At 62.6% G+C, this 13,062-nt stretch carries 8 protein-coding genes; 5 read left to right on the top strand and 3 right to left on the bottom strand.

The features are described 5' to 3' along the window. Positions 1-81: 81 nt before the first annotated feature. Positions 82-1,110 carry a DUF1338 domain-containing protein gene (locus ABFO07_RS27430; RefSeq protein WP_347469703.1) on the top strand — a complete coding sequence of 343 codons (1,029 nt, stop codon included), beginning with the start codon at positions 82-84 and terminating at the stop codon, positions 1,108-1,110. A gap of 2 nt (positions 1,111-1,112) precedes the next feature. Then, positions 1,113-4,031 (top strand): FAD-binding and (Fe-S)-binding domain-containing protein, encoded by a 2,919-nt coding sequence (locus ABFO07_RS27425; RefSeq protein WP_347468933.1) that lies wholly within the window; start codon positions 1,113-1,115, stop codon positions 4,029-4,031. A 63-nt stretch (positions 4,032-4,094) separates the two neighbouring features. Here the strand turns inward: ABFO07_RS27425 and ABFO07_RS27420 are convergent, their stop codons facing one another. From ABFO07_RS27420 to ABFO07_RS27410, 3 genes are all read right to left on the bottom strand, one after another. Continuing rightward, positions 4,095-4,946, bottom strand: a complete 852-nt coding sequence (locus ABFO07_RS27420; RefSeq protein ID WP_347468932.1) for a DKNYY domain-containing protein — start codon at positions 4,944-4,946, stop codon at positions 4,095-4,097. A 70-nt stretch (positions 4,947-5,016) separates the two neighbouring features. Continuing rightward, a complete protein-coding gene (locus ABFO07_RS27415) occupies positions 5,017-6,099 on the bottom strand; it encodes an alpha/beta hydrolase (protein ID WP_230942312.1) in 1,083 nt (360 codons plus the stop codon). 134 nt (positions 6,100-6,233) lie between these two features. Further along, positions 6,234-7,361, bottom strand: a complete 1,128-nt coding sequence (locus tag ABFO07_RS27410) for a J domain-containing protein (protein WP_059807590.1) — start codon at positions 7,359-7,361, stop codon at positions 6,234-6,236. A 292-nt stretch (positions 7,362-7,653) separates the two neighbouring features. On the opposite strand from ABFO07_RS27410, the gene ABFO07_RS27405 reads away from it, so the two are divergent. The 3 genes from ABFO07_RS27405 to ABFO07_RS27395 all read left to right on the top strand — a co-directional run bounded on the left by ABFO07_RS27405 (position 7,654) and on the right by ABFO07_RS27395 (position 12,593). Continuing rightward, complete coding sequence (locus ABFO07_RS27405; protein ID WP_059890157.1) at positions 7,654-8,805, top strand: branched-chain amino acid ABC transporter substrate-binding protein; 1,152 nt, start codon at positions 7,654-7,656, stop codon at positions 8,803-8,805. Between the two features lie 198 nt (positions 8,806-9,003). Then, on the top strand, positions 9,004-10,176 hold the full coding sequence (locus ABFO07_RS27400; protein WP_347468931.1) for an NAD(P)/FAD-dependent oxidoreductase: 1,173 nt from the start codon (positions 9,004-9,006) through the stop codon (positions 10,174-10,176). Positions 10,177-10,541: 365 nt separating this feature from the next. After that, positions 10,542-12,593: an ATP-dependent nuclease gene (locus ABFO07_RS27395; RefSeq protein ID WP_347468930.1), complete on the top strand. Its 2,052-nt coding sequence runs from the start codon at positions 10,542-10,544 to the stop codon at positions 12,591-12,593. Positions 12,594-13,062: the final 469 nt, after the last annotated feature.

Genomic DNA, 13,062 nt, shown 5'->3' with positions numbered 1-13,062 from the left:
ACGCAAGGCCGGCGCCCTTCGGGCGGCTGGCCGACGAGTTTGCCGGCACCGCTGCCGGCCGGTCCCCGACGAGAATCCATGATGCGCAATCCGAATATCGAGAGCTTGCTGACGAAGCTGCTGGGACAGGCGAAAACCGACGCCCTGTTCGCGACCCTGAACATGCCGGCCATTCTCGACGAGTGGGAAGACGGCGTCGTGACCCGCGCGGAAATCGCGCAGGCGATGAACATGGCGCTGTTCGAGGGGCTGCTCGAGCGTTCGGCGAACGGCCGCGCCTATACGGCCGACGCGATCCGCGACGGCGGCTCGGTGTATTTCGACCACGGCGCGCTGCGCACCGTGCGCTGGCCGCACAACGGCGCGCTGCCGCCCGGCGAGGCGGCGTTCACGCGCATCCTGCGCCCGCTCGGCTTCCGCCTGAACGGCCGCTATCCGCTCGACAAGCTCGGCATGACGGGCCGCGCATATGCGCACGAGGACGCGCCCGACGAGATCGCGCAATTCTTCGTCAGCGAGTTGCACCCGGAGCGCTTCTCGAAGGAATTCCAGCAGGCGGTGACCAACGTGATCGGCACGTCGCGCGACCCGCTGACGCCGGCCGCCGTCGCGCTGCTGTGGGAAGTCGAGCGTGAAGGCTGGCTGCCGCTCGACGCCGCGCATGAACTGCTGCCGGTGATCGTCGGCGCGTTCGCGCGCCAGCACGACGTGCCGAACGAACTCGACTACGAGACGCTGCTGCTCGAATCCGCCGAGATGGCGTGGATCGCGACCGAAGGCAACGCGTTCAACCACGCGACCGACCGCGTCGAGGACGTGTTCAAGCTGTCCGACGACGAGAAGGCGAAGGGCCGGCCGATGAAGCCGGAAGTGGAGCGCTCGCGCTCGGGCCGCGTGTTCCAGACCGCATACCGCGCGGACGTCGTCGCGCGCGAGTTCCGCACGCGCGACGGCGGCCTCGTGAAGCGCGACGTGCCCGGTTCGTTCTACGAGTTCATCACGCGCAAGCGCACGTTCGACCAGGCGCAGCGCCGCTGGGTGACCGACCTGCGCTTCGATGCAGGCAACGCGCAGGGCATCTTCAAGATGACCGCGAACGCCGCGAAGTAATCGTGAAGCGCGCGACTCCGATCGAAGTCGGGCAGGAACTGCTCGACACGCTGGCGGCCGACCTGCGCACCGCGGTGCGCGGCGAGGTGCGCTTCGATGCCGGCTCGAAGGCGCTCTATGCGTCCGACGCGTCGAACTACCGGCAGGTGCCGCTCGGCGTCGTCGTGCCGGCCGATGCGGAGGATCTCGTCGCGGCGCTCGGCGTGTGCCGGCGCTTCGACGTGCCGTTCCTCACGCGCGGCGGCGGCACGTCGCAGAACGGGCAGTGCGTGAACGTCGCGGTGGTTGCCGATACGAGCAAGTATTTCAATCGCGTCGTATCGGTCGATCCGGACGCGAAGACGGCCGTGGTCGAGCCGGGCGTCGTCTGCGACGTGCTGCGCGACGCGGCCGAAGCGCACGGCCTCACGTTCGCGCCGGACCCGGCCACGCACAGCCGCTGCACGCTCGGCGGGATGATCGCGAACAACTCGTGCGGCGCGCATTCGGTGATGGCCGGCAAGACGGTCGAGAACGTCGAGGCGCTCGAAATTCTCACGTACGACGGCGCGCGCTTCTGGGTCGGCCCGACGCCGGAGCCCGAGCTCGACGCGATCATCGCGGCGGGCGGCCGGCGCGGCGAGATCTATCGCCGGCTGCGCGATTTGCGCGATCGCTATGCGGATCGCATCCGCAACGAGTTTCCGCAGATCAAGCGGCGCGTGTCGGGCTTCAACCTCGACCAGCTGCTGCCGGAGAACGGCTTCAACGTCGCGCGTGCGCTGGTCGGCACCGAAGGCACCTGCGCGGTCACGCTGCAGGCGAAGGTGCGGCTCGTGCACAGCCCGTCGTGCCGCGTGCTGCTCGTGCTCGGCTTCACCGACATCTTCACCGCGGCGGACGCGGTGCCGCACTACAACCGCTTTGCGCCGATCGCGATCGAGGGCCTCGATCGCGCGATCATCCGCGGGTTGCAGGCGCGCGGGCTGAAGGCCGACGAGATCGCGCTGCTGCCGCCGGGCGATGCATGGGTCGTGCTGGAGTTCGGCGCAGATACCGTCGATGCGGCGCTCGCGCAGGCGCGCGAAGCGGAAGCGTATTTCAACGGCGGCGGCGCGGGGCCGGACGTCAGCGGCTTCGTCGTCGCGGAGAAGGCGAAGCAGCAGAAGATCTGGTCGATCCGCGAAACCGGCGCGTCGGCGGTCGCGCTGTCGGTCGACCCGTCGAAGCCCGACCCGATCGCCGGCTGGGAGGATGCGGCCGTCGATCCGCTGCGGCTCGGCGATTACCTGCGCGCGTTCCAGGCGCTCGTCGACCGCTACGGCTACGAAACCTGCCTGTACGGCCATTTCGGCGACGGCTGCGTGCATGCGCGAATCACGTTCGACCTGCGCAGCGTGGAAGGCGTGCAGGTGTGGCGCGGCTTCCTGCGCGAAGCGGCGCAGCTGGTGGTCGACTTCGGCGGCTCGCTGTCCGGCGAGCATGGCGACGGCCAGGCGAAGGCCGAGTTCCTGCCGATCATGTACGGCCCGGAACTGATGCAGGCGATGGCCGAGTTCAAGGCGATCTGGGATCCGGCGAACCGGCTGAACCCCGGCAAGGTGATCAACGCGTATCGCGCCGACGAGAACCTGCGGCTCGGCCCCGCGTACAAGCCCGTGACGCTGCAGACGAAGCTGACGTTCGCGAGCCCCGAGGGCGACGGGATGCAGCGTGCGATCGAGCGCTGCATCGGCATGGGCAAGTGCCGCTCGCTCGACGGCGGCACGATGTGCCCGAGCTATCGCGCGACGCGCGAGGAGAAGTTCTCGACGCGCGGCCGCGCACACCTGTTCTGGGAGATGCTGCAGGGCGACGTGATCAAGGACGGCTGGAACAGCCCCGAGGTGAAGGAAGCGCTCGACGCGTGCCTCGGCTGCAAGGGCTGCAAATCCGATTGCCCGACGCATACCGACATGGCGTCGTACAAGGCGGAATTCCTGTCGCACTACTACGAGACTCATCGCCGGCCGCGGCAGGCGATGTTCATGGGGAGGATCGGACAATGGGCGCCGCTGGCGAGCCGTTTTCCTCGGCTTATGAATTTTATGACCTCGACCCCGCCCTTGGCGCGTATCGGCAAGTGGATCGCCGGCATCGCGTCGCGGCGGGCGCTGCCGGCGTTCGCGCCGCGCCCGTTCCGCGCGATCGCGAAACGGCAGGGGATCGGGCAGCGCACGGGCGCGACGCCGGCCCGCAACAAGGTCATTCTGTGGGTTGACACCTTCAACGAGCACTTCTCGCCGGACATCGCCGCGGCGGCGGCCGACGTGCTGACGCGGCTCGGCTTCGACGTCACGTTGCCGAGAAAGCGCCTGTGCTGCGGTCGGCCGCTGTACGACTACGGGCTGCTCGACGAGGCGCGTGCGCTGCTGCGCACCGCGGTCGACGAGCTCGCCGACGAGATCGGCGCGGGCGTGCCGGTCGTCGGGCTCGAGCCGGGCTGCCTGTCGGTGTTCAAGGACGAGCTGCTGAAGCAGTTGCCCGACGAGCCGCTGGCGAAACGCCTCGCCGCGCAGACGTTCCTGTTCTCCGATTTCGTCGCGCAGGCGGAGTTCGCGTGGCCTCGGCTCGACGCGGACGTGATCGTCCACGGGCACTGCCATCAGAAATCGCTGTTCGGGATGAAGGGCGAGACGGCGCTGCTCGACAAGCTCGGCGTGCGCTGGACGCTGCTCGACACCGGATGCTGCGGGATGTCCGGATCGTTCGGCTTCAACGACGCGCATTACGACCTGTCGATGAAGATCGGCGAAGGCAAGCTGCTGCCGCTCGTGCGGCAGGCGAGCGACGATGCGATCGTCGTGACCAACGGCTTCAGTTGCCGCGAGCAGATCGAGCAGGGCGCGGGGCGCACGCCGCTGCATATCGCGCAGCTTGCGCAGCGGGCGCTCGGGGGGTGACGGCAGGCGGCGGGCGGCGCGAAGACGCCGCGCGGCCCGCTCGCCGGTTCATCGCGGGGTGCGTCAATCGCGCGGCGCGGTCGCGTCGCGCAGCGTCTTCGCGTCGTAGCAGCGAATCGCGTCCTGCGCCGTGCCGGGTGCGGCGACGCGGAAGGACGCCGGATCGGCACCGTCGATCTCGACGAGGCTCACGTACCCGACGATATACGCATGGTTGCGGTCGCGCGCGAAATCGTCGTCGACGAGCCGCGCGTCCTGCACCGTCTGTCGCTCGCCGTCGTCGATCGGGCCGAAACGATCGGTGACGCGCACGAAGCCCGCTTCGTCGGGGCCGCACACGAAGCTTGCGCGATCGATGTCTTTCGGTCGGCCGTAGTAATAGACGCGATCCGCATCGGCGAAGTAGTTGCCCGGGAAGCCCACCGCGCTCGCGCCGTGAGCGCCGGCAACGCGCCGGCCGGTCACGTAGATGGATTCGTCGTCGACCGCGACGTATTCGTGCTCGCGCATCTCGAATGCCACGCCGCCCGTTCCGGGCCTGCTCCAGGTTTCGTAGACGAGTGGCCGGAACGCATGCGGGCTGTGTGTGCGAATGGTCTTGCCGGTGATGTAGTACGCCTGGCGCACGTCGCGCGCATAGCGCTGGTTCAGCACCTCGAACGTGTCGAGATCGGCGTCTTCGATCCGGTAGTAATACTGGCGGACGATCGCGCTGCCGAGCTGCCCCTGCACGATTACGTGGACGCCGTCCGTGAACCAGCGGCCCGCGATGCAGCGGAACGCATGCGGCCGTTCGATCGGCAGCGGCTTGCCGTCCTTCGTCCACAGCGGCTGACCGTGCGAGCGGCGGATCACGGCGTCGCCGTCGATCGCGTAATCGGGGTGGTTGGTCTCTTGCGGCGGCTGGCTCGACATCGTGCGGTTCGCTTGAGGAACGGAGGAGGCCGTAGTATGCCTGGGAGGTTGGCAACGTGATGGCTATCGCTCACGACATGGTTCCGATTTGGGGCGTCGAATCGCGTGTTGACGCACATCCTGTGCCTCGACGAGTGTCGGGGCGGGACTTTGCGATTTCGTCGAGAAACGCGAGCGCTGCCGCTTCCAGCTGACCGATGCCTGGCATCTCGACCGGGAAATGCCCGCAGCCGTCGAGCATCACGAGCTGCTTCGGCGCTCGCAGCCGCGTGAAGAACGGCAGACTCGACTCGATCGGCGTCCAGCGGTCGGCAGCCGGGTGCGCGAGCAACACCGGGCAGACGTCGAACTGCTCGGGTTCGATGTCCGGCCGCACCGCAAAGATCGACGCCATGAACGCGATGGGTACGCGAACGTTGCCGCCGCATGGATCGGCGGCAACGATCCGGTTCAGCGCGTCGTCGTTCGCCATTGCGCCCATCCGCGTAAACCATTTGACCGGCAACCGCAGACCGCCCGCCAGCCGCGCGGCAAGCGGCAGCAGCGGCATCATGCCATGCCGTACCAGCCTGTTGCGGGCGAACTGGTGTCGCACGAGCGGTGTGCGCGGGTCGGCCAAGGTGGTCGCGATGACGCCTGCTGCGATATCGGGGCCGAGCCGCGCTGCGCACAGATACGCAAGGTAGCCGCCAAGGCTGCCGCCGAAGAATGCGACGCGCTGCCCGGTGCGGGCGTGTTCGGCGCGGGCGAGGTCGCAGATCAAGTCGACCCAGACCGGATATCGGACAAGCGTGTGGGGCGAGCGGGTGAGGCCGTAACCCGGCAGGTCCGGCGCGATCACGTTGTGGCCGGCGCGATGCAGCAGCCGGCCGAGCGGTGCGAACAATCGGCCGTAGCCGCCGGCGCCGTGCACGAGCATCACCGTGAGCGCGGCGTCTGGCGCGTCGAAGCGATCGACATGGATGGCCGCACCGCGCCATTCGTGCCAGGCCTCGCGTGGCGCCGTGGCTGCATCGATCCGCGCGTGCAGCGGGAAATGCGGCTGGTAGCGCAACCAGCAGGTTTGCGTCTCGTAACTGTTGGAAAGCATGGCGGCGGAAATCAGATGGCGTGCGACCGCAGCAAGCGGCCGGATCGAAACCCTGATCCGCATTCTATAGCGGCGTCATGTGTTCACCAACGAACGGAATGCGCGGAGCGAAGCGAGTGCATCGCGAGCGGGCGGGGGGCCGCCGCGCGCAATTGACGGAGGGCGTCGATGCCGCGCAAAGCGTCGACGCCCGCTCGTCAGAACGGCATCTCGTCGACCGGGAAGGCCGACTGCTGACGTTTCAGCTCCTTCAGCCAACGCTTCAGGCTCCCGAGGTCGTCGAACAGCGGCATCTCTTCCTTCAGACCGCGAATGTCCTGCTCGCGCCTGATGATTTCACGCGCGAGATTGAGCAACACCGTATCGGGAGAGACTTCGACGTACGGAGAAAGGCCGTAGGCGAACCTGAGGTGGGATTCCACATGCCGGATCTCCTGGTCGAGTTCGGCGACTTGCTCCTTGAGTATCTTGTTGTAGTGCTTCAAGCGATCTTCGCTGATTTGGTTGATCGCGTGCTGGTCGATGTGCTCGAGTTCGAGCTGCAATTCCAGCAGTTTCAGCAGATCGTTCCTGTCGTAGGCCTGGTTCACGCGTTGCATCAGCGAAGTCTTGCGCTCGCGCTCCAGCGGGTCGGGCTCCCGATCGGGATGCAGCGCGCTCGCGAGCTTGCGATAGACGTCACGGATCGACTGGCTCAGTTCGACCTGTTCGGCTTGCTGTTGCGATTCCTTCGCAAGCTGCTTCGCCGATTTTTGCCGTTCGGCCCGCCGCGCTTCCCGCGCCCGCTTGTTGGCCTCGTCCCGAGCCCGCTCTTGTTCCAGCTTCGCCCGAACGTGTTGCAGGACTTCGTCATGCGCGCTCATGTCGAGGTCGTCGTCGAGTTCGATGCCGAGCATCGCTTCCAGCTCGGCTTTCATCGTCGCGAATTCGGCGGCCATTTCGACGTCGTAGTCGGTTCCGCCATGCCGGTTGTAGATGGCCTTCAACCGCGCATCGGCGTTTGCGTCGAGCAGGTCGCCGGCGAGGTTGGCGATCAGCGTCGAGATCGTGCGTTGCTCGGCCTTGGTCAAGCCTTTCCGCTCGCTTGCCTCGTCGAGCCGGAAAGTCATCGTGGTGCGCAGCTCCGTCCACGCGCGTTCGAGCGGCAACAGCTCGTCGACATATCGCTTCTGGAACGCGGGCATGACGTGCTCCCATGCCGACAGGCGCTTGCGGCGCTTCTCGATTTGCTTGATCAGCGCGTTGAATGCCTTCTGCCCCTTGGACAGGACGGTCTTGCCGGAGTCCGACGCGATGCTGACGGACCGGCTGTTTGTGCGGGGCATGGCGGTTCCTCTTGGTGGCTGCGGCGCATGAAACAAAGGGGCATTCTAGCGCCTGAGCGCCTGAGCGCCTGAGCGCCTGAGCGCCTGACGCCTGAGCGCCTGCCGCCTGCCGCCTGCCGGATCGCGCGTTCGCCGCGACTTGATGACTATTGCTCACAACATAGTTCCGATATTTCGTTTGCTGCGCGGGTATTGGCTACCCACAATCGGCTCACCACTTTCGCGGTGAAAGGCGCCCGGAGACGGCGCCGCGCTGCGCATCCGCTTCCCCCCAGAACGAAGGAATGCCCCGATGAAGTTCCGAATTCGCTCCCTGTCCGGCGTGGCGCTTGCCGCGGCGATTCTCGCGCTCCCCACGGGCGCGGCCCTTGCGCAGGAAACGGTCGTCAAGGTCGGCGTGGCCGGCCCGCTGACCGGCGGCGGCGCCGCATACGGCAAGGACATCGAGAACGGCGTGCGCATGGCCGTCGACGAAGCGAACGCGACGCGCCCGACGATCGGCGGCAAGCCGGTGAAGTTCGTCGTTGCGTCGCAGGACGACCAGAGCGACCCGCGCGCCGGCGTGCAGGCCGCGCAGCAGCTGGCCGACGCGCAGGTGGCGGTCGTGATCGGCCACTTCAACTCGGGCACGACGCTGCCGGCTTCGAAGATCTACGCGAAGGCCGGCATTCCGATGATCACGCCGTCGGCGACCAATCCGGAGATCACGCGCGCGGGCCTCGGCACCGTGTATCGCGTGATCGCGACCGACACGCAGAACGCCGGCAACGCGGGCACGTATGCGGCGACGGTGACGAAGGCGAAGCGGATCGCGATCATCGACGATCGCACCGCGTTCGGCCAGGGCGAAGCCGACGAATTCGAGAAGGCCGTGAAGGCGAACGGCGGGACGATCGTCGCGCGCGAGTTCACCAACGACAAGGCCGTGGATTTCAGCGCGCAGCTCACGAAGGTCAAGAGCGTGAACGCGGACCTCGTGTTCTTCGGCGGCCTCGACGCGCAGGCGGCGATGCTCGTGAAGCGGATGCGCCAGCTCGGCATCAAGGCGCAGTTCCTCGCGGGCGGCGGCGTGATGAACGCGAACTTCATCCGGCTTGCCGGCGGCGCGGCGGAAGGCGCGTCGGTGTGGGAGTACGGGCAGCCGCTGTCGCGGCTCGAGAAGGGCAAGCTGTTCGAGACGAAGTTCAAGCAGAAGTACGGCGTCGACATGCTCGCGTATGCGCCGTTTGCGTACGACGCGACGTGGGTCGCGATCAAGGCGATGCAGAAGTCCAATTCGGCGAAGCCCGCGGATTTCAACGGCGCGCTGAAGGGGACGAGCTACGACGGCATTACCGGCACGATCGCGTTCACGGAGACGGGCGACCTGAAGAACCCGAGCTCGACGCTGTATGAAGTGAAGAACGCCGCGTGGCAGCCGGTTACGACGAAGTCGTCGAATTGAACTGAACGCGTGTGCGCGGAGGCTTTCGCGGTGAGGCCGGACGTGCTGAAATACCGTGAGCGATCGGGTGCGATCGCGGTGCACGCCGGGCAGGCCGCGAGGGTTTTCCGCCGGCGCTGCGCCGCGCGCGATGCGGCATGAACAACCTTCGGGCGTGGCCGGTTTGGCCGCGCCCTTTACGCGTAACTGGAGTCAGTCGTGAGTTCTCAAGTCGTCATCGTCGGCGGTGGTGTGATCGGCAGCTCGATCGCCTATTTCCTGCGCGCCACCGATCCGACGGTTTCCGTGACCGTCATCGAACGCGATCCCACCTATGCGAGATCGTCGTCGGCGCTGTCGGCCGCGTCGATTCGCCAGCAGTTCTCGACGCCGCTGTCGATCGAGATGTCGCTGTTCGGTATTGAGTTTCTGCGCACGATCGGGGAGCGGCTCGAAGTCGACGGCAATCGGCCGTCGATCGATCTGCATGAAGGCGGGTATCTGTTTCTTGCGACGCCGGCCGGCGATGCGACGTTGCGTGAGAATCATGCGCTGCAGACGAGGCTGGGGGCGGATATCCGGTTGATGGACGCGGGCGCGCTGCGGGAGAAGTTTCCTTGGTTGAATGTCGATGATCTCGTGTCGGGTGCGTATGGCGTGAGCGGCGAGGGGTGGTTCGACGGGTATGGGCTCGTGCAGGCGCTGCGCAAGAAGGCGCAGGCGCTTGGGGTGCGGTATGTGGCGTCGGATGTGACGGGGGTTGTGCGTGATGGGCGGAAGGTTACGCATGTTGTCACGAGCGATGGCGAGCGCTATGCGTGCGATTCGATGGTCAATGCGGCGGGGGCTTGGGCACGGACGCTGTCGGCGATGATGGGGATTGATATTCCCGTTTATGCGCGGCGTCGCAGTATTTTCAATGTTTCGTCGCCGGCGAAGCTTGCGGATTGCCCGTTGTTGATCGATCCGACAGGGGTTTATTTTCGGCCGGAAGGGCGGACGTATATCTGTGGGACGTCGCCGAGCCCTGATAAGGACCCCGATGATTTGCCGCTCGATGAAGTCGATCACGACCTGTTCGACGAGGTGATCTGGCCGACGCTCGCGCATCGTGTGCCGGAGTTCGAAGCGCTAAGGGTGGAGAACTGCTGGTCAGGGTACTACGAGTACAACGTGTTCGATCACAACGCGATCATCGGGTATCACCCGAAACTCGATAACGTCGTGTTCGCGAATGGGTATAGCGGGCACGGGCTGCAGCAAGGGCCGGCGACGGGGCGGGGGGTGAGTGAGCTGATTCTTGGTGGGCGGTATGAGACGCTCGATTTGTCGTCGCTTGGCTGGGAGCGGGTGCTGGAAAACCGGCCGATTGTCGAAAAGAACGTCGTGTAGTGCGGCGTGAACGCCCGTCGCGAGCGGGCGGGATTCTCCTTGTGTCTCAACTGTTGGCCCGACGTTTGTCGGGCTTTTTTGTTTGCGGGTGGGGTGATGCGGGATGGGGTAGGTGTCGTTCGCAGTCGGGCAGGAGCAGCCGTTGGCCGATGCTTGTGCCCGGAAACTCAACGGTCGGCTGCGCCCTAAGAACAGAAAATCGTGCACCAATTAGACACATCCGCCGATCCTTTCACGCTATCGCATCAAGTAATGGGGGTTTGCGTCAGTTGCGCCCAAATCTTCGGCTCCATAGACTAACTTGTCGGCGGAGAATCACCAATTTAGCCCTGTCGCGTTATCGAATAACATTCGGAGAAGAGGCCATGCATTTGCGGTCGTTAAAAATTCTGAATTTTCGCGCACTAAAACACATTGAAATTGATTTCGACAATCAAGTCAATGTAATCGTCGGGCCAAATGCCATCGGGAAGAGTACGATCCTTGAGGCAATTAGACTGGCAAAGGCGATGCTCGCACCTCGAACTCAAAATGAAAGCAATCAGGCGCTATTTGCGCTCGGTGCGGCATCACCTCATGTGCTCAATCGAATGAATATTGGTGCGATAGCTCAGGATGAATCGCAGCCGATAGTTATTTCTTGCTGCTACAGATTTGCTGTCGATGAAATTGAGTGGCTAAAAGGGCGAATTCCACAGATCGCGACAAGTGTGGTGCAGGCAAGAATGGGACAGTCTTTCGCGTCTTCAGGTGCCCTCATTTCATTCCTATCTTCGCCTCATGGAAAAAATGAACTTGAAAAATCCGCGACGGAAATTAAAGATGAGTTGACAGCGATTGATGCAAATGAGCGACAAGCATTGCTTGAGCTAACGATTACTCCAGGCGTCGGACCGACCTCTACCGGCAGTCAAATCGCTCCGATCTTCTTATCGATTCTCGAAGGTCGCAATGCGCCAAGTCAAACAATATTTAGTTATTTCCCGGCCGACCGAGCGATGCCGGCTGGGGAGCAACCCGTGCAACTGGGATCGGCGGATTCTAGTCAGCAGCTAGAAGCACATAACTCACAACCACAGCTTAAATATACGAGATTAAAGAATACGATATTTTCCGCAATAGTAATGAGTGACACGGATAGATCGAATTTGTTCGAAGAATTTCATAGAATCTTTGCTGGAGTTCTTAAGGGTAGGCATATTAAAGGGGTTGGAATTAACGAAATTGGCCTGCTATCGATAACAATCGAGGACGAATCTGGTCGCCAGTTTGACCTTGATGGAATGAGTAGTGGTGAAAAGGGCTTGATTCTTACATTCTTGCTTATCGAGCGCACGGTGACCGATGGTGGCTTAATTTTATTGGACGAACCCGAGCTTCATCTCAACCCCGCTGTAAGCAAAGAGCTTTTGCCGTTTATCGTAGACCAGTATGCACGCCGAAAAAATTTGCAACTTATAATTTGCTCTCATTCGCCGGAGATATTGGCTGGCGCTTTTGATCGGGACGAATGCTCTCTATATAGCTTGCAATCCGGAAGCATGCTCACAAAGGTGAGGCGGCAGGATCAAGAAGTCATTTCTTCCGCCCTTCGATCACTGGGAACATCTGAAAGTGAAGAACTTCTATTCAAAGGAATAATATTTGTGGAAGGGCCGGATGACGTTTTGATGTTGGAGACTGGTTTTGGTGATATGCTGCGCCGCCTCAAAATTAAGGACTTGGGGGGGCGATTCGAAGTGGAGCGGCAAATTGAGCTACTTCAATCAGTGGAGAAGGACGCCCCATCGACCTCAATACGATATTTTATATTTGACAAGGATGACGCCCCGAGCACACTCAAAAGCACCAATGGTGTGAAGGTGCTGCAGTGGGATCGGAGATGTCTAGAAAATTACCTGCTTGATATGGATGCGATTTCTGATCTTCTGATGGACGCAGACGTCACGAAAGAACCGTTCTCCAACATGGGCGAAGTTAACCAATTCCTCAAATCACTTGCGTTCAATCAACTCACTGAGCGAGCCGCTCGAGAAGTGTATGCGACTTATGCGTTCGGTGATGTTGGGCTGAGGGCAAATGACATCAGAGGAAAAGAGATGTCTGGCATTGCGAACATTCTAGCCCATCGGTTGAGCACTATGAAAAATTCACTCGATTCGTGGTCGGAGAGTGAATGGAAGTTAAAATTTGAGTCGGCTTGCGCGACGAGGAGGGATGAATTGCGCGCAATATGGGAAGTAAAGTGGCGAGAGGATTGCGATGGGAAACGTCTTTTTCGAGATGTAGGTGCATCTGGGCGACTCAGAATGAATGTTCGAAATTTTAAGAGGCGAGTTATAACGCAAATGCGAAATTCGCAGTCTGAGAATTGGCGATCTGTGAAAGGTTTGCTGGCAGCGTTAACGGGAACTTAAATGTAAGCGGTGCATTATGTTCCGTGACTACACATGGGATGAAGGCGATGAGTGCTTGGCTTCGGATTATCAGGGTAGTGTATTAAGGGTCCGGTGACCGGTGAGCCTCGGAAGCTGCCATCTAATTGAAGAGGTGCACGATGTCCGCTCAGGGGCGGTTACGACCGACCGTGTGCGAACGCGGTCGGCCAGTTTGAGCAATTCTGTAGGCGCAACGGAACGAAGATGACTAATTCGCAACATCCGTCCAGGTGTCGCGCCCGTCCATATACCCTTCGGCTAATCCCGATCACCACCCCATTTCTGAGACGCCAGCGCAGCTAAACTGGTCTTGAAGCCTTGCTTCTCGACCATCGGATGTTGACCTGGGCACCCTTTGCGCCGGTGGTCGAAAAAATCGTCTTGCCCGACAAGACGTAGCGAAGGGAAGAGAAGGAATTTCACGGCAGCAAAAAAGCGCGGGCCGCAT

This window comes from Burkholderia stagnalis (assembly GCF_039848545.1).
In the GTDB taxonomy this organism is placed as follows: domain Bacteria; phylum Pseudomonadota; class Gammaproteobacteria; order Burkholderiales; family Burkholderiaceae; genus Burkholderia; species Burkholderia stagnalis.
The sequence above is the reverse complement of the archived record's forward strand: the minus strand, read 5'-3'. Positions and strand labels throughout refer to the sequence as shown.

What these genes read in the sequence shown, in the direction of transcription:
- ABFO07_RS27405 (WP_059890157.1), top strand. Translation starts at nt 7,654, where the DNA reads ATGAAGTTCCGAATTCGCTCCCTGTCCGGCGTGGCGCTTGCCGCGGCG.
- ABFO07_RS27410 (WP_059807590.1), bottom strand. Translation starts at nt 7,361, where the DNA reads ATGCCCCGCACAAACAGCCGGTCCGTCAGCATCGCGTCGGACTCCGGC.
- ABFO07_RS27420 (WP_347468932.1), bottom strand. Translation starts at nt 4,946, where the DNA reads ATGTCGAGCCAGCCGCCGCAAGAGACCAACCACCCCGATTACGCGATC.
- ABFO07_RS27430 (WP_347469703.1), top strand. Translation starts at nt 82, where the DNA reads ATGCGCAATCCGAATATCGAGAGCTTGCTGACGAAGCTGCTGGGACAG.
- ABFO07_RS27415 (WP_230942312.1), bottom strand. Translation starts at nt 6,099, where the DNA reads ATGCGGATCAGGGTTTCGATCCGGCCGCTTGCTGCGGTCGCACGCCAT.
- ABFO07_RS27395 (WP_347468930.1), top strand. Translation starts at nt 10,542, where the DNA reads ATGCATTTGCGGTCGTTAAAAATTCTGAATTTTCGCGCACTAAAACAC.